We start from the raw sequence: 22,044 nt of genomic DNA, 5'->3' as shown, positions 1-22,044 counted from the left end.
GGCCGGCCTGATATAAGAAGTTCATCGCTGGCCGCCGTTTCCAGACGTAGGCTTATCGTTGCTGGCGTGATTTCTCTTCCACTTCCTGGCCGCACGGTGGGCCAGTTGCACCAAGCCGTTTTCCAATGCTCCGAAGGTCGGATGCTGCTTCGACTGGGGTAGGACGATCAGATCGAAGCCATGCGGCAACTTGCTCCGATTCAAGCGAAATGCCTCACGAAGCCGACGCTTCCACCGGTTGCGTTGGACGGCGTTTCCAATCTTCTTCTTGGAGACGACCAAGCCCATCCGCGATTCATTACCCACGTTCCGGGCAGCATAGACGACAAGCCACCCGTTTCCGGCGGAAGAACGCCGGGTAAATACCGCGTCGAATTCGCCTGGCTTCTTCAAGCGGAGAGTTGCCGGAAATCGCTGCGACTGATCGGTCACGCTGCCACCCTCATGTTTACCAACGCAGATCTTTGCGTGGGTTTTCATCTGGATGGCTCTCGGCGAACGATTGAACCGCTGCTTTTAGCTCATCCGTAGCGTTCTCAGGCAAGGCGACTTGCAGCACAACGTAAAGGTCACCCGCATCTCCCTTGTTGCTTGGTACGCCCTGACCTCGCACGCGGAGGCGTCTCCCACTGGAGCTACCTGGCGGAATCTTCATGGTGACCGTTCCTCCCGGGGTGGGGACGTCCACCGAACCGCCGAGCAATGCTTCGGCGAGCGTGACGGGCACTTGAACTTCGAGATCTTTGCCGTTGCGTTTGAAGTACTTGTGAGGCTCAATATGGATGCGAATCAGCAAGTCGCCGTTCGGACCTCCGCCTGGGCCAGGATCGCCTTGGCCACGCAGTCGGATCTTCTTGCCGTCTTCGATACCAGGAGGAATCTTGGCCGTTAGCCGATCCATCTCGCCGTTGGGTCGACGAACATTGAGATTGATCTCGCCCCCTTCCATCGCTTGTTTGAAGGGAATCTTGGTATCGTGCTGGATGTCCTGGCCACGCATCGGTTGAGCATGGCGGCGGCGCGAACCACCTCCTCCACCAAAACCGAACATATCCGAGAAGCTCTGGGCACCGCCGGCCCCGCCGCCAAAGATGTCCCCCAGATCGAATTCAAACTGCTGGCCGCCTCCTGGGCCACCCCCAGCGGATCGCCACTGGTTGAAACCACCCGGTCCACCACCAGGACCTGGACCGGCCCCCATGTTTTCGAAGTTACTGCCGAACTGGTCGTACTTCTTCCGCTTCTCTGGGTCGCCAATCACATCGTAGGCGTTTTGAATCTCTTTGAATTTGGCTTGAGCATTCTTGTCATCCGGATTGAGATCCGGGTGATGCTTCTGGGCCAACTTTTTGTAGGCCTTGCGGATCTCTTCCTGGGATGCGGAACGTTGAACACCCAAGATTTGATAGTAATCGTCAGCCATGAACTTTTCGATTTTCGTCTAATTCTTTACCTGGAAACAACTTCTGACGCACGATCTGTCTCTAGATTGTCCCTATTCGGTCCTGGGATCGTGGTAACTGCAAGCTATTCTATACTTTGAGGCCGTAAAAAGTGGAGCGGCCCCATTATCCCAAAATTTGACTACCTACGACACGCATCCATCAACGGAAATCTTCCGCCATCATGCCGTATTCCTACTTATTCGCACGAATTCTGGCTTGCTTGGCCTTGGTCGCCGTGCTGAGTATTCCTTCGTCAGTCTGGGCCGCCTACGCCAACTACGAACTTCGAGTGGTCGACGCGAAGACCAATTTGCCATGCGCCGCCAAGATCCGCATCACCGATTCGCGAGGCAATCCGAAGCGAATTAAGGGTGCGTTGATGATCAATGGAACGGCCTACATCACGGGCAGTCTTAAGATGGAACTTCGTCCAGGACAGTACCAGTTCCGTCTGGATGCCGGACCGGAATATCCCTTCATGGAAGGGAACTTCATCCTCAACTCGGGCGACTCCGATAGCCGAACCATCGAGCTGAAGCGGTTTATCGACATGACCCAGGAAGGTTGGTACCCCGGTAATGTCGCCATGTCAGGCGACACATCCGACCTGGAAACCATCATGATGGCAGACGATTTGTCTCTGGGAAACCACATCACCTGGGACAACCGATTGAATCAGTGGGCAGGTAAGCCAATTGGCGCAGCGATCGACGAATTCGGAGGCGACCGATATCTGCTTCAGCTTGGCGGAGAGGATGACCGAGCTGGAGGCAAACTGTGGTTCTCCCGTTTGACTTCGCCCCTTCCAGTTCAACGCTTATCGGATGAGTATCCGGCGGCAACCTTTTTTCAATCTGATCTGAAAAATGCCCACGTTACCGCTCGCAGCCCGCTGGAACCCGACCTGCCGCTATGGGTTTCCCAAGACCTTCTCGACTCGATCTGCATCCTCAGTCCCGAAATTGAAACTTACGAGTTTTCCGAAAAACATCCATTAGCTGAGCAAGCCAAGCAGATCCGAAAGGGAGACGTGACTGGAAACTCGCGTCTTGCTCTGAATACCTATTACAAGCTGCTTGAGACCGGCGTTCGCCTTCCTCCCGTGGCGGCTAACGGCACTGCCACGGAAGAGCAAACCTCGCGTCTCGACCGAGTTTATGCCCGTGTCGAGGGTACATTCACTCCGGACACTTGGTGGAAAGCAGTCCAAGAGGGACAGACGTTTGTCACCAACGGCCCGCTTCTACGGGCCAATGTTGAAGGAAAACCACCGGGTCACGTCTTTCCAATTAACATTGGCGAGAAACACGAATTCCAGATCGCACTGAGCCTCGCGACGCGGCAAACGATCGTTTACCTTGAAATCATTAAGAACGGCGAAAAGGACATCGAGGTCTCACTGGAAGAGTATAAAAGCCGACAGGGAGTATTGCCGGCGGTCGAGTTTACCGACTCTGGCTGGTTCTTAGTGCGAGTTGTTACCGAGGAGTCCGGCTACTTCCAGTATGCGATGACCGCACCTTTCTATGTAGAAGCCAACGGTCAGCCACGCGTCAGCAAGTCGGCCTCCGAATTCTTTCGCGACTGGGTCTTCCGACGGGCGATGAGCATCAATTTGCCGGACGGAGATCAGCGAAACGAAATCATCGACCAGCAGCGGGAGGCACGCGACTTTTGGCAGAAACGCGCCAAACAAGCAAACGCTCCGTAAACATCACGACCAAAGGTTGCCAACAGCTGCCCCATGAAACGGATTGTCTACCTCGCCTTGGCATTGATTGTGGTCACATTTGGATTGGCTTCGCGCCGGTTTCGCAGTGAGTTGCCAACCTTCGTCGGCGATTACAGCGGTGACGTCCTGTGGGCATTGATGATGTATTTGCTGGTCAGTGCAGTGTTACCGCGCATGCGAATCATCAACCGAGGATTTATAGCGCTAGGATTGGCCTATCTGGTCGAGATCAGCCAGTTGTACCACGCCCCTTGGATTGACGCGGTACGTCAGACAAGACTCGGTGGCTTGGTCTTGGGTTTCACGTTCGTTTGGTCCGACTTTGCTTGCTACACGGTCGGTGTCCTCCTTGGTACCGCGATTGAATCTGGCTCTCACTTTCTCGGCGAATCACGGAAACCACCGGAAGAATCGCAATAAACCGAGTATCTAACGAGACGTCGTAATACGCTGTCACGCCGGATCAAATCGAAGAGGCAATCATTAACGATTCTTCGTTCCCCCGCTGCCAGGCAATCTCAAAACCTCTTCCAGCAGGCTGTCGTCGTGCGGGCAAATCTATTCTTAACGGCTGGATTGATGGTTTCACCGGCGGCGGAAGAAAATCCGAGCACTTGCTGGCATTCAGTGCCAGCACTCGGTACGTGGTTTCCGATGAACTGCGAATGAGACAGGGGCAATCTTGATGACCCTTCTCACGTCATCAGGGATTTCGATGTCACACTCATTCGCAGGGAAGCATATGCCGTATGAACGTTACATTTTGCTGGACCACACTAGTCGTCGTGGTCCTCAGTTCGATCAGCAGTCTGGCCCACGCTCAGACTTATCCTTTCAACTCGGTTCAAAATCCCGCTACGAATCAGCGTCGTAACTCAGACTATTTTGCTCCGGCGGCCAAAGCTTCCTGGGCATCGTACAAGTACGACCAACCAGACCAATCTTCACCATCTGGCCTGGCTCAAGGACCTCCTTATTCTACGCCTGCCGGACCTATGGGATCTCTTCCTTCGTCCGATGCTTACAGCTTGACGGACATCAGTTGCGGCTCGGCTACTTGCGGCCCCGTACTTTGCGCCCCATGTGATTCGCGTTGCGGATGGTTCGCATCGGCAGGCGGCTTGGTGATGACTCGGGACGACGAAAACTTCCTACCGTTTAGCTATGCCACCGGTAACGAAGCCGTTCAACTGGTGACAAACCGAGACGCAGACTTTTCAGCGGCAGGTGGCGTCGAGGCACGTTTAGGTCGCTACTTTTGTTGTGGACAGTCCTCGTTGGAGTTTGTTTTCTGGGCCGTGATTCCGGGATCTCAAAGCTATCAACTGCTGGGCTCTGATGTCGTTGGTGATCTCAACGGCATCTATAACTGGGATCAATTGGATTACAACGGTGGCACTGCTGATGCGTTCGTGAACAACGCGATGGTCCATCGGATCCAACGTGACTTCGAGTTTCAGAATTACGAGATCAACTGGAACACATACTTGCTTCCGCCAGGTTGCGGAGCCTTACAGGTGCAAACAATCGCCGGCTTTCGTGTCTTCCGTTTCGGTGAAACGATCGACTTCGGAGCCGATACGGCCGACACCGTATTCACCGGTGCTGCGGACGAAATCCATTACAACATCAACGTCGACAACCGCTTGTACGGCTTTCAACTGGGAACGCGCAACGAGTACCGCTTCTCGCAACGCTGGTCGTTTACGGCTCGGATTCTAGCAGGTATTTTTGCCAACGACGTTTATCACCAATCGCGAATTGGTGGCGCTGCTGGCGACGCAGTGGTGAACAATGGCCCGAACAACGGGCAAGCGTTCAATGTTTCTGGTAGCGGCACGAATCTTTCGCTTTTAGGAGAACTCGATTTCGGCTTGATGTTCCGTCCGACTTACAACTGGCAGATTAGTGGCGGTTACCGAGCGATGGGAGTCAGCGGATTAGCCCTGGCCTCGAATCAGCTATACCACGATCTACGTGGCGTTAATGACGTGCAAGACATTGAAGTCAACGGCGACTTGATCCTGCACGGTGGTTATTTCCAGCTATCGTATAACTACTAACAACTTGGGTCTGCAGCTTTGATCGAATCGGTAAAGGCCAGGGCATCGATTGAACGTGCCCTGGCCTTCTTGTTTTGAAATCCGTCCGATTCGCGACGTGCGAACGCGATGGACTCTGATCGTCGTTTTGCAACAATTTGACGAGTTGCCAGATGTGACGAATATTTTGACAGTCAATCTTCCATCGTCGTTCGATCCCCACCGGCGAGAAACAAGGCTTCATTCACTTCGGAGAATTGAACCATGGCGATACTCAACGCGATCCTGGGGGCTATCCTGCTATTTTTCGGCCGAAAGTTATATTGGCTATTCGTCGGAATTGCTGGCTTCTTAATCGGCATGCAACTGACAGAGATGTTTCTGGCTGAGCAAACAGCGGTGATTCGCTTGGCGGTAGCACTTGTGGCGGGATTGATTGGTGCACTCCTGGCGGTCGTCGCTCAACGTGTCGCGTTCGCTCTCGGAGGATTTTACGCTGGCGGCTACCTCGCACTTTCATTCGGACCGCCGCTAATACCCAATAGCCCACCAATCGTGTGGTTGTTGATCGGAGGCATTATCGGGGCGATACTCGCAGCCGCATTAATGGACTGGGCGATTATCGCGTTATCGAGCTTGGTAGGTGCCGGAGCGATCGTCGGCGCGTTTGTCGTTGCTCCGGCTATTGAGGTCGTTCTGTTCCTGGTATTGTTTGCCATGGGCTTTGCTTTCCAGGCCCGACAGTTGACGCCGGTGGTTGTGGACGACACGGAATAGGTTGAGCCTCAAAAACCTGGCGCGGAATTAATCGCACTAGGCCCCACGAAGAAAGCGTTTGATGATCTTCAAGTGGTTGAAAAACCGGCGAAGACGCCGAATTCGGGAAGAAGCGTTTCCTACAACGTGGCTCGAAATCCTCGAAGGGAATGTGGCGTTCTATCACTTTCTGACAGAGACGCAACAGAAGAAGCTGCGCGCCGATATCCAGGTCTTTGTTGCTGAAAAAAACTGGGAGGGATGTGGTGGCTTGACGATGACCGACGAGGTCCGCGTCACGGTAGCAGCCCTCGCTTGTATCTTGACGTTATCTTTTAAAGACAACTATTACGACCTGGTTCAATCGGTCCTTGTATATCCCGATGCGTATGTCGCTCCAAACCAAACGATCACCAAAGGTGGGATCGTTTTTGAAGGAGAATCAAATCGAGAAGGAGAGGCTTGGTATCGCGGTCCTGTGATTCTTTCCTGGGCCGATGCCCAAGCAGGTGCTCGTGGCGAATCAGGGGGACATAACCTTGTGTTCCATGAATTTGCTCACCAACTCGACATGCAAAACGGCCGCGATGTCGATGGAACGCCCGTGCTGCCGAGTACCGAGCGTTACCAACAATGGGGACAGGTTATCCCCCGTGAATTCCAGCAATTGCAGATGCAATGCAGTCATGGAATGCCAACACTGTTGGACTGCTACGGAGCCACGAATATTAGCGAGTTCTTCGCGGTTGCGACTGAGTGTTTCTTTGTCCAGCCGCGAGCGATGCAACAGCACCATGCGGAGCTCTATCAGCAGTTCCGCAACTTCTATCAGCAAGATCCGGCCAACTGGCGATAAGCCGAACGTGACGCCAGAGTGGCCGCTATTCAATGTCTCACTTGTCGCCACTCTTGTTCGTTCGACGACGCGTTGCGCCAACACCAACTAAGCTTGCGCCAAGACCGAGAAGTGCGAACGTGGATGGTTCGGGAACCGTGGCAACGTTGTTGGTCACCATGAGGTTGTCGATGGCCCACAGGTCAAACCCCATGCCATTACTTGCTCCTTGTTGGAACATAAACTGCGTTGTGGAAGTTTGTGCCCCGAGTGGAATCGCCAGATCAAAATGATTCCAAACCGTAGGACGTTCGCCGAGATCCATCTGCGTACTTAACAGTTCTAGTTCCGTGAAGTTCAAACCACCATCGGTCGTGTAATACAAACGAACCCACTCATTAACACCTTCGCTGTTCTCCCAATACGTCTCACCATCGACGACTTCGTTTCCCCCGCGAAAGTCAAACGAGATCGATCCGCCGGTCGTGAGGTCAAGCATATTCGTCGTGGCTTCGCGATCCAGACCATCGACCGTGCCAAAATGCAAAGCATTGCCAGATAGAAAACCTCCGAGGCCATCCCCCAGCGCGGCACCGTTTTGCACTGATTCGAACGTTCCTGAGTCGATACCAGGATCGAAGTCATCATAAAGCAGAATCGCCGCTTGCGATGGTCCTTCAAGAAAGACCAACATGGCCAAGCTGGTCGCCAATATCAGAAGATTCCATTTCATCTTTGGTGTCACTCTCATTTTCTGTTCTGGAACTCAATTGGTCCCGTTGTGGCTACAGGTTGAGCCTTGCCCACGAAAACTTACGAGCGGATAGCCGCCACTCGTTGGTGGCAATCTACTGCAGATCTAAAGTTGCTATCAAGAGACAAATCCGAATTCTAAACCACTAATCGGCGCTGCCCGATCCATTTCTATTTATCGCCCCTAAGCCAACCATTGGACGTGCGGTAAGGCGCGAGTTCTATTATCTCCCTCTACCTATTTATTCCAAGAAAATCGCCGGGCGTTCACGGAGATGAATTGCCAAGAGAAAACAGAAGCCACCCTATTCCACCTGAATTACGCAGCTAGATATTGACCAAGATTTCTATTAGCATCCGCCTAAGACTTTCGTTCTACGAAGAAGCCACCCGAAACCCGGCACTTGCCGACAAAGTAAGGCGTCTAGTGAAACAGGACTAAACCGGTAAACTAAGGGTTTCGATTTCTTAGCGAGACTCAGCCAATACCATGACACCGTCGGCCGACTGGCGCAAGCTGTACCCCTTTTCGTCGAACTATCTGACCTTGCCCGAGGCGCGGTATCACTACGTCGACGAGGGAAATGGCGAGCCGTTGTTAATGGTACATGGCAACCCGACATGGTCGTTCTATTGGCGAAACATTATTAACGCCTTCCGAGACGAACACCGTACGATCGCGGTCGATCACGTCGGGTGCGGGCTCAGTGATAAGCCTCAGAATTACGAATATCGACTTTCTCGACACGTCGAAAATCTGGTCACTCTGATCGATACACTAAACCTCCGTGACATCACCTTGCTGGTGCATGACTGGGGCGGGGCAATTGGCCTGGGGGCAGCTGTGGCCCGACCAGATCGCTTTAAGCGGTTGGTTCTGTTCAACACGGCCGCATTTCCCCCACCTTACTGTCCGCTGCGAATTCGAGCGTGTCGAATTCCGCTACTCGGCCCTTGGATGGTACGTCAATTCAATGCCTTTGCTCGGCCAGCATTAACAATGGCCACCGAGAAGCCTGATCGCTTCACGCCGGAAGTTTGTGCCGGCCTGATCGCTCCTTACGATAATTACCACAATCGCATTGCAACGGCTCGCTTCGTGCAAGATATCCCGCTCTCACGCAGTCATCCAACCTACGCGGTCTTAAAAGATATCGAGCAAAAACTGCCGACATTGTCGCATCTCCCAATTCAACTGATCTGGGGCGGCAAAGATTGGTGCTTCCGACTCGAGTGCCTAGAGCGTTTCCAACAGATTTGGCCTGATGCCAAAGCAACTATCTTCGACGATGCCGGTCACTACGTGGTGGAAGATGCCATCGAGCGAATCGAACCACTGCTTCGCGACTTTCTGAAAACTGAGCCGACGCCCGCAACCGTAGGGTCGCCGCAATGAGCGGAGCAGGGGATCTCTCGCTCGGCCAATTGGCAACATTGGCCTGTACGCTGGAAGTCTGTGCCCCGAAGCCTGGCAACGTGCATCGCAGCGCCGATTTCGAGGACGTAACGTTACAAGATTTTCTCGCCAGCGCGATTGCGATCGGTCCGGTCTTCGATCAAGCAGCCACCTTGTCGCTTGGCCAGTTGGTCCTTGAAGGTGTTCAAGCCACGGCCCAGGTTTGCCATACGAATACCAACCTCGGCATGCTACTACTGTTTGCGCCGCTGGCGAAAGCTTCTGTCGAAACCGATATGCAAGCAAACGTCAAACTGGTGATTGAAGAATCGACTTCCGATGACGCGAAAGCAATTTACGAGGCAATCCGCTTGGCGCAACCAGGTGGCCTCCAAAATGCTGACCAGCACGATGTCGCTGGCCAAGCTCCTGCTCATATCTTGAACGCGATGCAGTTAGCGTCCGAACGAGACTTCATCGCTCGGCAATATGCCTCGGGTTTCTCTGACTTATTCGACACAGTGCTGCCGCTGCTAACCGAGCCGACCAGGACGTCGCTAAGCTTGAGCCATCGGATCGTTCACGCCCATGTTTCGCTCATGGCAACCTTTCCTGATACGCTGATCGCGCGTAAAAATGGAGAGGAACTGGCAATGCAAAGCAGCACAATTGCCAGGCGCGTCCTCGACGCCGGTCAGCCCTTCGACGAAGACTACCTCCAACAATTGTCCAACCTCGACTTCTGGTTGCGTTGCAATGGGCATAAGCGTAACCCCGGGACGACGGCAGACATGATCGCCGCCGGCCTGCTGGTTTGCTTGCGACAGAAGTCAATCGTCGCCCCGTTTGTTTAAGCCCCGGAATCTTGTCGCCATGCCTAAACGCCATTGGGTCCGCCTGACCAAGGACCATCTCGTCTTCAGTGCCGGACACTTCATCACGTTCGGTGGAAACATTTGCGAGAGAATCCATGGTCACAATTACCGGGTCGAAGTCGAACTGCATGGCCCTTTGGACGAAAATCACTACGTGGTTGATTTCATCGCCCTACGGGACTCCCTACAAGCGATCGTTAATGGACTCGATCATCGGATGCTGCTCCCCACAAAGCACCCTAGCATCCGAGTGCATCTGGATGAAAAGGAAGTCACTGCCTCTTTCGAAGACCGCCGCTGGGTCTTCCCACGGGAAGAATGCATCTTGCTGGACATCCCGAATACGACGACCGAATTACTGGCCGAGTGGATCGGCGAGCGTCTTTTAGAGGCCTTAGACGAGCGACTTCGGTGGAAACCCGAAGCAATGAAAGTCGGTGTTGACGAAAATCATGGTCAGTGGGGTTATTGCGAATTTTCGTAGCACCACGCTCCGATACGAAGCGTTTCTCTAGCTCGCGAAGCTGTCACAATCGGAACCATCGGTACAGTCGCAGCTGCCGGGCGATTTGCGAGATGCCCGCAACATGCGGATTTCTCTCTCCCACGCGACTGCTATGTGTTCGCCATAGATTCAGCCAGGATTTTCGTTTGACCCGCACTCCCTGCGGCCTATTTTTGGGAGACTTCCCAGTCAGAAGAGCTTTCGCCAGGGGCCGAAGCCGCAATGAATGAAGTCATGCGTAGCATCAACGTGGTAAACCCCAAAATCGGTGTCCAACATGCAGGTCGAATACATCAACCCGTTCATCCGTTCTACGACCAACACATTCGATACAATGTTGGGCTGTCCGATTAAACGTGACAAGCTTTGCATGGCCGATCAGGTCAAAGAAAAGTACGAAGTGAGCGGTGTCATCGGACTGTCTGGCCGTGCTCAAGGCTCGGTCATCGTGAGCCTTTCTCACGAAGTCGCCATCCAAGCGGCGGCTGCCATGCTGATGATGGATCCCAGCGAGTTCGACGGCCTGTCTGACGACGTGATCGATGCCGTCGGTGAAATCGCCAACATGGTCGCTGGTTCCGCCAAAGCCGAGCTGGAAGAATACAATCTCTCGATCAGCCTACCGAACGTCGTTGTCGGTCACCCTCCAGACATTCGCTTCCCTTCGGAAGTGAAGCCCATCGTGGTTACCTTCAGCTGCCCATGGGGCCCAATGGCTCTGAAAGTCGGCTTCACGCCACTTCCCGTGCTGGCTTAACCCGCTAGCACCCGCGGCAGCTGGTCAATTTTCGCTAATCGTCAAACTCGAACCTGTCGATCAATAACGATACACGGTCGAATTTGTCACGATGTCGCCGACTAGCCGAGCCATGGCCAAACCACGCGATCCCAGCCAACACTTCTCGAATCCAGCCTTACGGAAGGCGGCCATCATCTTGATGTCCCTTCCCGAGGATGAAGCTGCCCAGTTGATGGGCAAGCTTTCCCCCAAGCAGGTCGAAGCGGTCTGTATCGAGATCGCCCAGCTCGACAATCTCAGCGGCCCCGAGCAAGAAGCAGCCATTCTCGCGTTCGCCGAACAAAACCCCAATCAGCTTGGCGGGGGTGGCGGTGGTATCGGACTGGCGAAATCGCTGGTCACCAAAGCGCTTGGCAAGAATGCGGGCGAAACACTCGACAACGTTCGCCAATCGGTCGAATCAGTTCCCTTCGGTTTTCTGCGGAAGGTCGATAGTCAGAATCTTTTGACCTTTATTGTTGATGAACATCCGCAGACGATTGCCTTGATCCTATCCCACTTGCCGGCCTCATACGGGGCGGAGCTGATTGCCGGGTTGCCAGCCGAGCGACAGCTATCCGTGATCCGCCGTATCGCCAACATGGGTCAAACTAACCCGGAAGTGATCCGCGAGGTCGAACGTGGCCTCGAATCGCGGATGGCCAGCGTGATGAGCCAATCGTTCGAGAATGCGGGCGGTGTGCCTAGTGTGGCTGAAATCTTGAACGTCACCGACCGAACCACCGGCAAGGCCTTGCTTGAGAACCTGGCCCAGGAAGACCCCGACCTAGTCGAAGAAATCCGCCGCTTGATGTTCGTGTTCGACGACATCCAAAAGCTGATGGACAAAGACATTCAAGCCGTGCTCAAGAACGTCGAGACCTCGCAATGGGCCATGGCTCTCAAGGGTGCCAGCCAAGATCTGCGCGACAAGATCGTCGGCAACATGTCCAAACGGGCCGGCGAAATGTTACTGGAAGAAATGGACTTCCTCGGCTCGGTCAAGCTATCGGAAGTCGAAGCGGTGCAACAACAAATCGTCGATATCGTCCGCCGCCTGGAAGACGCCGGCGAAATCCAGCTTACGGCATCGGACGAAGAAGAGATGATGATTCAGTAACGAATCGATGCATCGATTCAACGAAAGCTGTAAATCACTGTGAAAGCGACCGCGATCACGACGGGCAGCAGCATGTAGCCCCATCGTAGAAACAGTTTTCCCGTCGATGGTCCCATGATTCTGGCGGCCACTTCGCGATGCGTCAGCAGAATAACGCAATCTTGCAGGCCGAACAGCATAATCATCCACGCGCTCCATACACCTCCATCTGCAGGAGCCAGGACCAGTGCAATGAAGAGCTGCCACACAATTAAGCAGATGACGAGCGTGCGATATTGATTGACCGTCCAAGCGACCGCGAATGTTGCGGAAAAGGTTACGATGACGAGCAAGACCAAAAACGACAGCACCCAGTAGGTCCTTTCAATTCTTATGCTTTTCGGGCTTTCCAACCATAGTCATGGTAACCGAAATCAAGCCTGTTTGCCTGACAGTCGATCACCACAAAACACTCTGGCTCGTCGAACAGACGACCACGCCACCAGCCACCACTGACTGCACCAGATTGCAGATAAGTGACGCCACGGATGTCGATTCGTTCCCGGTTATGGCCGTGGCCGGAAAGGACGAGCTGCACGTTGTAAGGCTCCAACAGCTTCCGAACCTCGTTCGCGTTGGTGATCAGACTTCCATTGCCAATAACCGTCTGCGGACCAGACATGGTCTGAAAGACGGTCGTGAAAAACGGAATGTGGGTCACAATAACCGTTGGCGTTTCGCGGCCTGTCTTCTCCATATCGCCGCGGAGCCAATCGAGCTGCGCTTCGTCGATCACACCGAAGTATCCGCTGCCGGGCTCGTTGGCATCCGCCTTCCCAATCGAATCGAGAATCACGAAGTGCCATCCTTTATGGTCGAAGCTGCGGTAGGTTGCCCCTCGGCCATAGTGATCGGCGAATAGATCTTTGCCGAAGCGGGCGTCACCGGTCGAAAGCTTCGACTTCGGACTCCAGCCACCGATATCGTGATTGCCGATGGTGTGATGCACGGGAACAGCGAGCTCTTTCGCTCCTTCGTCGAATAATTTCCATTCCAAATCAATCCGATCCGCATCCGGCACCAAAGCGTCCATGATCAAGTCGCCACCAGTGATCACGAAGTCTGGCTGGGGATCCAACTGATTTACCCTCTCGACACACTGCCGCCAACCTTCTGCGCCACCCAGTTCTGGCTGGGTGTGAATGTCCGTCAAATGCACAAACCGAAAGCTGGGCGTCGCCATCGGATCGTCCGACCGCGCGGTAGCTGCACCCCAATTCACCAGGCCCGCCGCTGCGAACGCACCACCCGCTTGCAAGAATCGACGACGGGCTAGGGAAGATGAGTCATGGGACATGGAACGACCTTTAGCAGGAGGGAGAATCGGAGTCGCTTCAATCTAAGCTCACGGAAGCTTTGATCGTGCCGCCGAATTCTAGCGAGCAAGCATCCCGCCCGAAACAATAGGATCACGCTTAGTACGGGCAAGTCGTCCAGTCCTAACCGAACCTTCACGAAATGGCCATCAGGTGCGCACCAGATTAGGCATCCTTAAACCCCGACCTTACCCGTCAATTCGCTCCGCCAAGATGCGAAATAACGCGTGATGCCCGTGATAGGTATTGGTGTGAAAGGATGTCTGACCATACTTACGCAGGGCGATGACCTCACCACACTGATAGATCTCGCCAGCAACCAGCGGAAGATTTAATTCAGGCATCTCCCAGATTTTGGCGAACTCGTCTCGATGCTCTTCGAAATAATCATTAAACACGTTTGTCCCAAAATCATCGGCCGGGCTTTGCATCAGCGAAACCAAGAGCACGTGGGAAACCAAATAGTCAGCCAGCTTGAACTCAATCTTAGTTCGCGGGTCTTCCAAGTCGCAAAGTGAATCAGGACAACCATCCCAGACCCCACGAATCCAGACGGGCGGATTCGCCGCACCGGGCTTGGTGAGCATCGTCCAGTCCCCTTGATACTCTTGATAGAATTCCAAATACCCATCGTCTGTCCACCGCAACTGATCGACATCTAACAAGTGATGGTAGCCACCTTCGCAGTAAATCCAATCTGACGCATACCGCGGCTCACGCTTCGGCCAACGTCCGGCGAACTGGTAGAAGCGTTCCAGCGGCTTCGGCAAATCGAGCGAAGCCAAGCTCTTTTCTGGTTCACCATATTCGTTTCGACGGCGTCCATGCCAGAACTGAAGAAACTTCTCTAACAGTTCCATTCGCTTGCCGGGCGACTTCGCTGACAGAAAATCGAATACCTTCGTCACAAGATCAACTATCCTTTGCCCTGATTCACGTAGGAAAAATCATCCGCTTCGATCCATTGAACTTGCGGGAGCCGTTCGTTTTCCAAAATGGCTTTCACCAACTGAAACCCGAGATTTCTGGGCATGTGGAAACGACTGGGGTACCAGCCGACCCCGACACCACAACACGGACAACCTTGACCTACGTGGCGTTCGCGATCGACTTGCTGGCGAAGGCTGTCGGATGAATAGGCGAAGAACAGGCCCAGTTTGAGGTCGGAATAATCGCAGACGGTGTAGAACTCGTTGAAGGTGAAGTTCAACCGTTTCTGTTCCCCATCGACCAGGTAGCCTTCGCCATTTGGCATTTCAGCCGCCGAGGCTAGCACGGATGAAGGAGAATCGGCTGAGCGATCTGAGTAGTAGTCCGGCTCCAGCTTCCAAGCGGCAGACAAAAGTCCCAGTGCGTTCGATTCACGCGCCGTCTTTCGTTCGTCTTCGTTCAAGGTGAAGACCTCGCCGGTGCGAAGCCTTCGATCATATTCGCGCTGAGCGCGGCGAAGCTCCTCAGGAATACGAACACACGTGGCGCACAATCCATCGTTCTCGGCAAATGTCACCGGCAAGATCATTGCGCCACAATCGCGGCAAGGGACTCGATCGACCATTATCTAATCTATTCCAGATTTCACTTGTTTGTCTCAACTTCCTTCTTCTGATACGCGTCCCACCAGGCTTGGGCTTTTGCTTTGCAATCGGCCGCGCTGCCATCGTAGGTGGGGTAGCTGGTGGTTGTCTTGCGGCGATAAATTTTCTCGCCGGATACGTGTTCGAAGATCTGCTGACAGCAATCTCCGTAACGCAAAATGAAACGAGCTTCAGACGAGTTCCAACGCCAGTGCCCTTGGCAACGTGTGGGACGAAGATCGTCCATATGCTCAATCAACGCCGGAATCACAGCAGTCCCCAGCTTGGCAAGTTCTTCGGCGGGATTTGGTTTTTCCTCGCCCCGAACTACATTGTTGACAAAAACATCACACTCGCCAGGGCTACCGATCTGACCGTAGTTGTGATCGCGTAAATGATAGAACCAATAATCGATTTGCTGCGGTACGCTGAACTTCGCGAGTTCTTCCTTGGTGGGCTCTTCCCATTTGGTGTCCTCGTCAATGAGTTGCTGATACCCTTCGACCATCTGCTGCGCTTCTTCGCTGTACTTGTTGCGTGGCATTGCGGCGACTTCCTGCCAGGCCTGCAAAAGCTTCCCTCGTGCCTCGCCGTGGTGCGCATCGTAAACCGCTCTATTCCTAGTTGATTCTGCGATTTGATGAGTAGCAAATCGAAGCACATCGCTCAACTCTCGCGGTTCCGCCACAAAGCTCGACATAAATTCGCGGTGACGCTCTTCGGCGTATCGAAAAAGTTCGATCGCGTGCTCCTTACGTCCTCGTACATAGGCTGCATAGGCGAAGCGGGCTGCGGACATAACCTGATTTATGCCGTTAGACTTCCGCCGATTGAACCAATTGATACCGCGAAAGATGTTATCCTTGTCACCTCCATCCTCTTCTTCCATTCTTGGCGGACCATCATCGAGAAACTTCTGACTCTTGGTGTCGAAGTCCTTCTCCTTAATGTCCCACACGATGGTATTGTCGGCGTCTTCCAAATCTTCACCACGAATCCCACCTTCGAGCGTCGTTGGCAAGACTTGGCGTTTTTCATCGGCGGCCGGCTTACGCATGGGATGTTGATTGCCATAAAAGTCGAGAAGCAAAACCCGATCAGGATTCTCCTCAATCAGCCAACCTTCGATCGTCTGCATGTAATTGATCGGTCCTGTTTCAATCGCCACCCATTTCTTGCCGGCAATGCTGGGCGTGTTGGCTGGGGCGAAAACCGTTCCGAGTTTCTTAATCTTCGCTTCGATCTCGGAATCAACTTCATCAGCCCATGAGGCTTGGGCAATCAAGACGATTAAACAACCCCAAGTCAAAAAGATTGGCAGAAACGCACGCACGAGAAGACCTCACTCAATAACTGAACGGCGATGATCATGACCACCTTTATAGGGGTTCGCGACAATTGATTCGAGTAATTGCTTCGCGGTTAACGCCTGGCGATTCGCAAACTGGGGCGCATCGGACCAATTTGCCAATAGTTTGCGCCCAAAAATTTTTCCAAATCGGTCGTGACACAGCTCCATCATTTTCGTATTTACTCCCCCGTCGTTGGTGAAAACCACGAGCGGCACATCACAGGAAACGGACATCGGAAGTCCTTTGTAGTTTGGTAGTTTGCGGGAACTGCCTGCCCCCCCTCCTGGGTTGAAGCTCATGCTTGTCAAGAACATATGGCTACTGGGTCGGCCATCTTGACAAGTGCTTCACAGAGGTCTTCCGGTCAGGCCTCTGGAGCTTGGGTCATTTGCTCCAGAGGTCGCCTCCACCGACGGGGCGAGCGATTCCATCACGGAATCGCTCGCCCCGTTTTTTTGCTTGCCTCTATCGCACTTCCGACTCGTTGACAGCATCCTGGGTGCTGCCTAGCTTGAAGACTCTCTTTCATTCGCTGAACACTTCACCGAGAGTCGCTTTCCATGTCGAAACGTGTCGCCATTGTCACTGGCAGTTCCCGAGGTATTGGCCGAGCGATCGCCGAGACGCTAGCAGCAGACGGATTCTGTGTGACGGTCAATTACAACTCCAGCCCTGATGCTGCCAACGAGGTCGTTTCGCAAATCGAAAGGGCAGGGGGCGAAGCAATCGCAGTCCAAGGGAACGTCGGTTCACCTGAAGGACGTGCCGCGTTGATGGACGCCACACTCGGCAGGTGGAATCGCTTGGACTTGCTGGTTAACAATGCTGGGATCACTTCACCTGGCCGACTCGACATCCTGGAAGCGACGCCTGAGAACTGGGACCTGGTTCTCGATACTAACTTGAAGGGACCATTCTTTCTGTCGCAAGCGGCGGCGAACGCGATGCTAGCCCAGATCGAAGCAGGCACGATCCCGGCTGGAAAGATCATCAATCTTTCGTCCCTGTCTTCTTACGCCAGCTCGCCCAATCGCGGCGATTACTGCGTGGCGAAGGCAGGCCTGGCGATGATGACCCAGTTGTTCGCCGACCGTCTCGGAAAAGAAAACATCCAGGTCTTCGAGGTCTGCCCGGGCGTGATCGCTACTGACATGACCGGTCCGGTGAAAGAGAAGTACGACAAGCAAATCGAAGCTGGCCTCACGCCAATTCATCGTTGGGGTCAACCGGAGGACGTCGCCAAGGCAGTCTCGGCCATCTGCGCTGACTACTTTCCGTTCAGCACGGGGGAACGCTTCAATGTCGATGGTGGGTTTCATCTTCGTCGTCTGTAACCGTTCGCTTGCTATCACTTGACGAACTGGCAGACTTTGCCGGTTACGCAAAAGATTCCGCTGGCAAACTCCGATAGATGAGAATGTGCTTCCTAATGTTGGGTGGCACCATAATCATCGACGTATGCCAGGGGGTGGCCTCCGCGATGCGTTTGGACTGCAAAATCGTCCGTGTTCTCGCCGTAGCACTTCTGCTTCAAGCAGGATGTGTCTCGGTGCGATACGACGATGCGCATCGTCACATGGCCTCTCAGCCCACGCCTGCGGCTCAACCGCAGAAAGTTCCAATACTGGCCGAGCAGCTACCCGACCTGGAACCACCACCGACCGAAGAAGTCGAGCCGCTCGCAACGTTGGAACCCGAAGTCACCTCAATGGCTCCACTGCCGGAACCGACACAGGAGGAAGTGTGTGACGCACCTTCTGCGGATCTAATGGTCAGCAACGCCGAAATTTGTGTGCCTCATGCCTCGATGTTGGCGAACTTGCGCGGGAGGCTCCATGGCCTGTTTCATTGGCCTCGTCGTGAACCGGTTGTTGCGCCAAAGATTCCTCCGCGCCCTAAGTTCCATCCAGTGCCTACACGTCCGGTGTTTGCTCAGCCGGTAGTTTACGACGAGGATGCACCAGGAATGTTGCCAAGCCGGAGCGGTCAGCCCATGCCGGTTCCTCCGCCGGCCGACATCCAACCAGGCGTTTCTGATAAAGAGGCTGGGGCTCCAGCTCCACTGCCTGATGACATTCGCATCGCACGTCCTCTTTCCACGAATTCGCCGATGCGAATCAATGTCACTGCCGAGCCTATAGTCTCGCCGACGGCGGACTACCACTTCTCGATCGAAATTGGTCCCTAGGATCTTGGGAACTTACCTCGCTCTGTCCGCCTGCTTCGAACGAACAGTTAAGTAGGCGTTGATTCAACCAGCGATGCTGTCATCGCCATCTTTCCATAACCCGCATAGTTAGCGCATGAAGCAGCTACTTCATGTCAATTTAGGTTGACTCTGCGGCCCAACCCGGGAGGGATGAAGCGACCATGCCAAGAGTTCCGATGACACCTTTCGGCCCGCTGATCCATCTCTCTGCCAATCGCATACTTTGATTGGAGCCGCGGTGCTATCGAATAAAGTATCGACGACGCTCCGGGTTGCCGAAAGACGAGAGATCTATGCGTTCACCCTCCTTGAGTATCCTCGCCCTTCGTCTTTGCTGGCTTTGGCTTGTGATGACGATGTGCTTCTGTACTGCCATCCCTGGCAGTACGGCTACGGCATCCGAACTCCGTATGACACCAATTGTCAAAGCGGTTCAGTCGGTGAAGGACTCCATCGTCAACATCCACGGTCACAAGACGGTCTCCACCGTTAGTGCTGTTGGAGGCGATACGCCCCGTCAAGTTAATGGCATGGGAACCGGCGTGGTCATCGACCATCGCGGCTTCATTGTCACAAACCATCATGTGGTCGACGGCGTTCGCCGTATCCAGGTAACATTCTCCAACGGCGAGACGATGATCGCTCGCCTGATCGCCCACGACCTGACGACTGACTTGGCCGTCATCAAAGTCGATGCCAGCAAAGATCTGCCATGCATCAACATTGGTCGCTCGACCGACCTTATGCCAGGCGAAACAGTAATCGCTGTTGGAAATGCCTATGGCTATGAGAACTCAGTAACTCGCGGCATCATCAGTGCCTTGCATCGCAGCGTTCAGGTGACCGAAAACCAGAAGTATGATGATCTGATCCAAACCGATGCCAGCATCAACCCAGGCAATTCTGGGGGCCCATTGCTGAACATCGATGGTCAGATGATTGGTATCAATGTGGCGGTTCGCGTTGGTGCTCAGGGCATCGGCTTCGCCATTCCGGTTGATACGGTGATGGAGATCTCGGCTCGCATGATGTCAACGGAGCGAATGAGCGATCAGTTTCACGGCATTCGCGGCAAAACCGTCTACGAAGGTGAGACGCCGATCTTTAAGATCACTGGCATCGAGAAAGACAGCCCCGCAGACGCCGCCGGCCTACGAATTGGCGATACTCTCACCTCAATCGGCACTCAGAAGATCGAACGTCAACTCGACGTTGAATTGGCTCTGCTAAATCGATCGCTCGGGGAAGAGATTTCGCTGGAAGTCGATCGCACAGACGAACTCGGCAAACAGCTTGCTCTAGTCACTAAGAGCCTTAGCGGAGCGACCAACGTTTCAGACCTGGCCTGGCGAACGATGGGCGTGCGTGTCAAGTCGATGCCAGAACAAGAATTCGCTCAACTGGCCAGCCGCTACCGTGGTGGCCTGCAAGTGGTCGCCGTTCGTGCTGGCAGCCCGGCCGAAACCGAAGGCATCCAGATCGGCGACATCCTGGTCGGGATGCACGACTGGGAAACGATCTCGTATGAGAATCTTGACTATATCCTCAAGAACAAGTCGGTCACCCAGCGTGGTGCAATTCGCTTCTACATCTTGCGAGAACGCGACACGCTTTACGGCGACATCAGCTTAGCCGCGACCCAACAGATTACACAACGATAAACCTTCTTTGCTGTTAGCAGCAAATTTCTCTGCGAAGAGCCGCCTTTCCTAAGGGCGGCTTTTCGTATTTCGAAACGGCGCGTCGATAGGCAGTTCCGCTTTGGCTTGCTAAGGTTGAGGTAAGCCCAAATTGGCTTCCCATGTCAATCTCCTTTGCCCTCACATCTGGCCTCGCAATTTCGAGATACGATTCCATGGAGCAAGCGTTCCTTCAATTTCTTGCCAATCAGAAACAGACTTTGCCGACCGATGGCCTGGGGATCGGTGACGATGCAGCCGTGCTTGCTTGGCCAGCCGATTCCAAGCTGGTTGTCTGCACTGATCTTATTTCCGACGAGACAGATTTTCATCTCGCTGAGGTCACGCCACAGCAGATCGGCCGTAAGGCCCTGGCGATCAATCTGAGCGACATCGCGGCGATGGCCTGCCAACCTGTCGGCGCGCTACTAACACTGCTTCTGCCAGGTGGTGAGGCTTCGCTCGAGCTCGCTCAGGGCATCTACCAAGGCGCAGCCAAACTCGGCGAGCAGTTCAATTGCCCGATCATTGGGGGTGATACCAATAGCTGGCCCGGCAAAGTGGCGGTCAGTATTACCGTCCTAGGCCGATGTCCCTTCGCTAAACCGTTGCTGCGGCAAGGAGCCCAGCCAGGGGACGCGATATTTGTGACCGGCAGCCTAGGAGGAAGCATCCTGGGGCATCACCTTGACTTCATACCCCGCGTTGACGAGGCCCTCGCCCTGACACAAACTTGCGGTCTGACCGCAGGCATGGACATCAGTGATGGCATTTCAATCGACCTGCCTCGACTATGCAAGCAGAGTAGTGTGGGAGCCGAAATCGATGTTCGCCAACTCCCACTGACTGCGGCGGCGCAGCAATTAAGCCAGAAGTCCGGGAAACCGGTCTGGTGGCACGGTCTTAACGATGGGGAAGACTTTGAGTTATTGTTTACTGTTCCGGCAGCTGATGCCGACCAACTGCTGGCCCAGTGGACGAACGCGACACCAATTACGAGAATTGGCACAATTCGCCCTGAGCGCGAGCTAACTATGCTCGGTGACGATGGCACACGGCAGCCGCTTTTGCCGGAAGGTTTCTCTCACTAATAGATCGATCTTGTAGCAAGCAATGAGCACAATTACCTGGGAAGCAACCAGCGAACAAGAGACCCAAAAACTGGGGGAAGTCCTGGCAGGTATCATTCCGCCAGGGACGGTCGTATCGTTGAACGGAACGCTAGGTGCAGGCAAGACACGCTTGGTGAAAGCGATGGCCAGTGCCTTGGGTATTCCGGCAGAAGACGTCATTAGCCCGACCTTTGTGATCATGCAGCGGTATTTTGGCGGCAAAACACTCTACCACTTCGACGTTTATCGCATCAAAGATGATGACGAGTTTTTAGAACTTGGCCCGGAAGAGTATTTCGACTCTGACGGAATCACGCTATTGGAATGGGCTGATCGCGTCGCCAATTGTTTGCCACGCGATCACCTTCGCGTCGACATCGAAGTCTTGGGGGAAACCTGCCGCCAATTCACCGTCACTTCGGTTGGCAAGCAATTGGAAACGGTACCCACCCAAATCCAAGACGCGATCCAGAAAACTTGACGGCACTGACGTCCGCTCAAAGCCCCCAGCGGGGCTTCGGCTAAT

At 54.0% G+C, this 22,044-nt stretch carries 24 protein-coding genes; 15 read left to right on the top strand and 9 right to left on the bottom strand.

Annotated features, from left to right (window positions below; all coding sequences use genetic code 11):
- Positions 1 to 21: 21 nt before the first annotated feature.
- Positions 22 to 480: a ribonuclease P protein component gene (gene rnpA / locus C5Y83_RS04915; protein WP_105328543.1), complete on the bottom strand. Its 459-nt coding sequence runs from the start codon at positions 478 to 480 to the stop codon at positions 22 to 24.
- Complete coding sequence (locus tag C5Y83_RS04910; protein ID WP_105328542.1) at positions 449 to 1,423, bottom strand: DnaJ C-terminal domain-containing protein; 975 nt, start codon at positions 1,421 to 1,423, stop codon at positions 449 to 451. The genes rnpA and C5Y83_RS04910 overlap by 32 nt, the downstream gene beginning before the upstream one ends.
- Positions 1,424 to 1,626: 203 nt before the next feature.
- Between C5Y83_RS04910 and C5Y83_RS04905 the strand changes: the two genes are divergently transcribed.
- From C5Y83_RS04905 to C5Y83_RS04885, 5 genes are all read left to right on the top strand, one after another.
- On the top strand, positions 1,627 to 3,156 hold the full coding sequence (locus C5Y83_RS04905; protein WP_105328541.1) for a hypothetical protein: 1,530 nt from the start codon (positions 1,627 to 1,629) through the stop codon (positions 3,154 to 3,156).
- Between the two features lie 33 nt (positions 3,157 to 3,189).
- Positions 3,190 to 3,597, top strand: a complete 408-nt coding sequence (locus C5Y83_RS04900) for a DUF2809 domain-containing protein (RefSeq protein WP_105328540.1) — start codon at positions 3,190 to 3,192, stop codon at positions 3,595 to 3,597.
- Positions 3,598 to 3,926: 329 nt separating this feature from the next.
- A complete protein-coding gene (locus C5Y83_RS04895; RefSeq protein ID WP_105328539.1) occupies positions 3,927 to 5,240 on the top strand; it encodes a BBP7 family outer membrane beta-barrel protein in 1,314 nt (437 codons plus the stop codon).
- 243 nt (positions 5,241 to 5,483) lie between these two features.
- Positions 5,484 to 5,996 (top strand): DUF4203 domain-containing protein, encoded by a 513-nt coding sequence (locus C5Y83_RS04890; RefSeq protein ID WP_105328538.1) that lies wholly within the window; start codon positions 5,484 to 5,486, stop codon positions 5,994 to 5,996.
- Positions 5,997 to 6,057: 61 nt separating this feature from the next.
- On the top strand, positions 6,058 to 6,831 hold the full coding sequence (locus C5Y83_RS04885; protein WP_105328537.1) for a zinc-dependent peptidase: 774 nt from the start codon (positions 6,058 to 6,060) through the stop codon (positions 6,829 to 6,831).
- A gap of 37 nt (positions 6,832 to 6,868) precedes the next feature.
- Here C5Y83_RS04885 and C5Y83_RS04880 read toward each other — a convergent pair whose 3' ends face one another.
- Positions 6,869 to 7,543, bottom strand: a complete 675-nt coding sequence (locus C5Y83_RS04880; protein ID WP_199194988.1) for a PEP-CTERM sorting domain-containing protein — start codon at positions 7,541 to 7,543, stop codon at positions 6,869 to 6,871.
- A 510-nt stretch (positions 7,544 to 8,053) separates the two neighbouring features.
- Between C5Y83_RS04880 and C5Y83_RS04875 the strand changes: the two genes are divergently transcribed.
- From C5Y83_RS04875 to fliG, 5 genes are all read left to right on the top strand, one after another.
- Positions 8,054 to 8,959, top strand: a complete 906-nt coding sequence (locus C5Y83_RS04875) for an alpha/beta fold hydrolase (protein ID WP_105328535.1) — start codon at positions 8,054 to 8,056, stop codon at positions 8,957 to 8,959.
- A complete protein-coding gene (locus tag C5Y83_RS04870) occupies positions 8,956 to 9,813 on the top strand; it encodes a triphosphoribosyl-dephospho-CoA synthase (protein WP_105328534.1) in 858 nt (285 codons plus the stop codon). Before C5Y83_RS04875 ends, C5Y83_RS04870 begins: the two co-directional genes overlap by 4 nt.
- 19 nt (positions 9,814 to 9,832) lie before the next feature.
- Positions 9,833 to 10,318, top strand: a complete 486-nt coding sequence (locus tag C5Y83_RS04865; protein ID WP_105328533.1) for a 6-pyruvoyl trahydropterin synthase family protein — start codon at positions 9,833 to 9,835, stop codon at positions 10,316 to 10,318.
- A 298-nt stretch (positions 10,319 to 10,616) separates the two neighbouring features.
- The gene (locus tag C5Y83_RS04860; protein ID WP_105328532.1) at positions 10,617 to 11,096 is read left to right on the top strand and encodes a chemotaxis protein CheX; all 480 of its coding nucleotides are present in this window, start codon (positions 10,617 to 10,619) and stop codon (positions 11,094 to 11,096) included.
- A gap of 91 nt (positions 11,097 to 11,187) precedes the next feature.
- Entirely contained in the window at positions 11,188 to 12,237 is a 1,050-nt protein-coding gene (gene fliG / locus C5Y83_RS04855) for a flagellar motor switch protein FliG (protein WP_315850484.1), read from the top strand.
- Between the two features lie 17 nt (positions 12,238 to 12,254).
- Here the strand turns inward: fliG and C5Y83_RS04850 are convergent, their stop codons facing one another.
- The 6 genes from C5Y83_RS04850 to C5Y83_RS29075 form a co-directional block, all read right to left on the bottom strand.
- Positions 12,255 to 12,587, bottom strand: coding sequence for a hypothetical protein (locus C5Y83_RS04850; protein WP_105328531.1), 333 nt, complete (start codon positions 12,585 to 12,587; stop codon positions 12,255 to 12,257).
- 20 nt (positions 12,588 to 12,607) lie between these two features.
- Positions 12,608 to 13,573, bottom strand: a complete 966-nt coding sequence (locus C5Y83_RS04845; RefSeq protein ID WP_105328530.1) for a metallophosphoesterase family protein — start codon at positions 13,571 to 13,573, stop codon at positions 12,608 to 12,610.
- Positions 13,574 to 13,780: 207 nt separating this feature from the next.
- A complete protein-coding gene (locus C5Y83_RS04840; protein WP_105328529.1) occupies positions 13,781 to 14,500 on the bottom strand; it encodes a hypothetical protein in 720 nt (239 codons plus the stop codon).
- 8 nt (positions 14,501 to 14,508) lie between these two features.
- Positions 14,509 to 15,147 carry a hypothetical protein gene (locus C5Y83_RS04835; RefSeq protein WP_105328528.1) on the bottom strand — a complete coding sequence of 213 codons (639 nt, stop codon included), beginning with the start codon at positions 15,145 to 15,147 and terminating at the stop codon, positions 14,509 to 14,511.
- Between the two features lie 20 nt (positions 15,148 to 15,167).
- Positions 15,168 to 16,499 carry a hypothetical protein gene (locus C5Y83_RS04830; protein ID WP_105328527.1) on the bottom strand — a complete coding sequence of 444 codons (1,332 nt, stop codon included), beginning with the start codon at positions 16,497 to 16,499 and terminating at the stop codon, positions 15,168 to 15,170.
- Positions 16,500 to 16,508: 9 nt separating this feature from the next.
- A complete protein-coding gene (locus C5Y83_RS29075; protein WP_146117633.1) occupies positions 16,509 to 16,751 on the bottom strand; it encodes a hypothetical protein in 243 nt (80 codons plus the stop codon).
- Positions 16,752 to 17,078: 327 nt separating this feature from the next.
- On the opposite strand from C5Y83_RS29075, the gene C5Y83_RS04825 reads away from it, so the two are divergent.
- From C5Y83_RS04825 to tsaE, 5 genes are all read left to right on the top strand, one after another.
- Positions 17,079 to 17,852, top strand: a complete 774-nt coding sequence (locus C5Y83_RS04825; RefSeq protein ID WP_105328526.1) for a 3-ketoacyl-ACP reductase — start codon at positions 17,079 to 17,081, stop codon at positions 17,850 to 17,852.
- Between the two features lie 146 nt (positions 17,853 to 17,998).
- The gene (locus C5Y83_RS04820; protein WP_146117632.1) at positions 17,999 to 18,706 is read left to right on the top strand and encodes a hypothetical protein; all 708 of its coding nucleotides are present in this window, start codon (positions 17,999 to 18,001) and stop codon (positions 18,704 to 18,706) included.
- Between the two features lie 314 nt (positions 18,707 to 19,020).
- Positions 19,021 to 20,388 (top strand): trypsin-like peptidase domain-containing protein, encoded by a 1,368-nt coding sequence (locus tag C5Y83_RS04815; RefSeq protein ID WP_233207103.1) that lies wholly within the window; start codon positions 19,021 to 19,023, stop codon positions 20,386 to 20,388.
- A 194-nt stretch (positions 20,389 to 20,582) separates the two neighbouring features.
- On the top strand, positions 20,583 to 21,497 hold the full coding sequence (locus tag C5Y83_RS04810; protein ID WP_158262233.1) for a thiamine-phosphate kinase: 915 nt from the start codon (positions 20,583 to 20,585) through the stop codon (positions 21,495 to 21,497).
- A gap of 22 nt (positions 21,498 to 21,519) precedes the next feature.
- Positions 21,520 to 21,999 (top strand): tRNA (adenosine(37)-N6)-threonylcarbamoyltransferase complex ATPase subunit type 1 TsaE, encoded by a 480-nt coding sequence (gene tsaE / locus C5Y83_RS04805; protein ID WP_105328522.1) that lies wholly within the window; start codon positions 21,520 to 21,522, stop codon positions 21,997 to 21,999.
- Positions 22,000 to 22,044 lie beyond the last annotated feature (45 nt).

The organism is Blastopirellula marina (assembly GCF_002967765.1).
GTDB lineage: Bacteria > Planctomycetota > Planctomycetia > Pirellulales > Pirellulaceae > Bremerella > Bremerella marina_A.
This window is presented reverse-complemented; position numbering and strand designations above follow the sequence as displayed.

Coding starts and splice junctions, on each gene's coding strand:
- rnpA (WP_105328543.1), bottom strand. CDS start 480: ATGAAAACCCACGCAAAGATCTGCGTTGGTAAACATGAGGGTGGCAGC.
- C5Y83_RS04910 (WP_105328542.1), bottom strand. CDS start 1,423: ATGGCTGACGATTACTATCAAATCTTGGGTGTTCAACGTTCCGCATCC.
- C5Y83_RS04905 (WP_105328541.1), top strand. CDS start 1,627: ATGCCGTATTCCTACTTATTCGCACGAATTCTGGCTTGCTTGGCCTTG.
- C5Y83_RS04900 (WP_105328540.1), top strand. CDS start 3,190: ATGAAACGGATTGTCTACCTCGCCTTGGCATTGATTGTGGTCACATTT.
- C5Y83_RS04895 (WP_105328539.1), top strand. CDS start 3,927: ATGAACGTTACATTTTGCTGGACCACACTAGTCGTCGTGGTCCTCAGT.
- C5Y83_RS04890 (WP_105328538.1), top strand. CDS start 5,484: ATGGCGATACTCAACGCGATCCTGGGGGCTATCCTGCTATTTTTCGGC.
- C5Y83_RS04885 (WP_105328537.1), top strand. CDS start 6,058: ATGATCTTCAAGTGGTTGAAAAACCGGCGAAGACGCCGAATTCGGGAA.
- C5Y83_RS04880 (WP_199194988.1), bottom strand. CDS start 7,543: ATGAAATGGAATCTTCTGATATTGGCGACCAGCTTGGCCATGTTGGTC.
- C5Y83_RS04875 (WP_105328535.1), top strand. CDS start 8,054: ATGACACCGTCGGCCGACTGGCGCAAGCTGTACCCCTTTTCGTCGAAC.
- C5Y83_RS04870 (WP_105328534.1), top strand. CDS start 8,956: ATGAGCGGAGCAGGGGATCTCTCGCTCGGCCAATTGGCAACATTGGCC.
- C5Y83_RS04865 (WP_105328533.1), top strand. CDS start 9,833: ATGCCTAAACGCCATTGGGTCCGCCTGACCAAGGACCATCTCGTCTTC.
- C5Y83_RS04860 (WP_105328532.1), top strand. CDS start 10,617: ATGCAGGTCGAATACATCAACCCGTTCATCCGTTCTACGACCAACACA.
- fliG (WP_315850484.1), top strand. CDS start 11,188: ATGTCGCCGACTAGCCGAGCCATGGCCAAACCACGCGATCCCAGCCAA.
- C5Y83_RS04845 (WP_105328530.1), bottom strand. CDS start 13,573: ATGTCCCATGACTCATCTTCCCTAGCCCGTCGTCGATTCTTGCAAGCG.
- C5Y83_RS04835 (WP_105328528.1), bottom strand. CDS start 15,147: ATGGTCGATCGAGTCCCTTGCCGCGATTGTGGCGCAATGATCTTGCCG.
- C5Y83_RS29075 (WP_146117633.1), bottom strand. CDS start 16,751: ATGTCCGTTTCCTGTGATGTGCCGCTCGTGGTTTTCACCAACGACGGG.
- C5Y83_RS04825 (WP_105328526.1), top strand. CDS start 17,079: ATGTCGAAACGTGTCGCCATTGTCACTGGCAGTTCCCGAGGTATTGGC.
- C5Y83_RS04820 (WP_146117632.1), top strand. CDS start 17,999: ATGCGTTTGGACTGCAAAATCGTCCGTGTTCTCGCCGTAGCACTTCTG.
- C5Y83_RS04815 (WP_233207103.1), top strand. CDS start 19,021: ATGCGTTCACCCTCCTTGAGTATCCTCGCCCTTCGTCTTTGCTGGCTT.
- C5Y83_RS04810 (WP_158262233.1), top strand. CDS start 20,583: ATGGAGCAAGCGTTCCTTCAATTTCTTGCCAATCAGAAACAGACTTTG.
- tsaE (WP_105328522.1), top strand. CDS start 21,520: ATGAGCACAATTACCTGGGAAGCAACCAGCGAACAAGAGACCCAAAAA.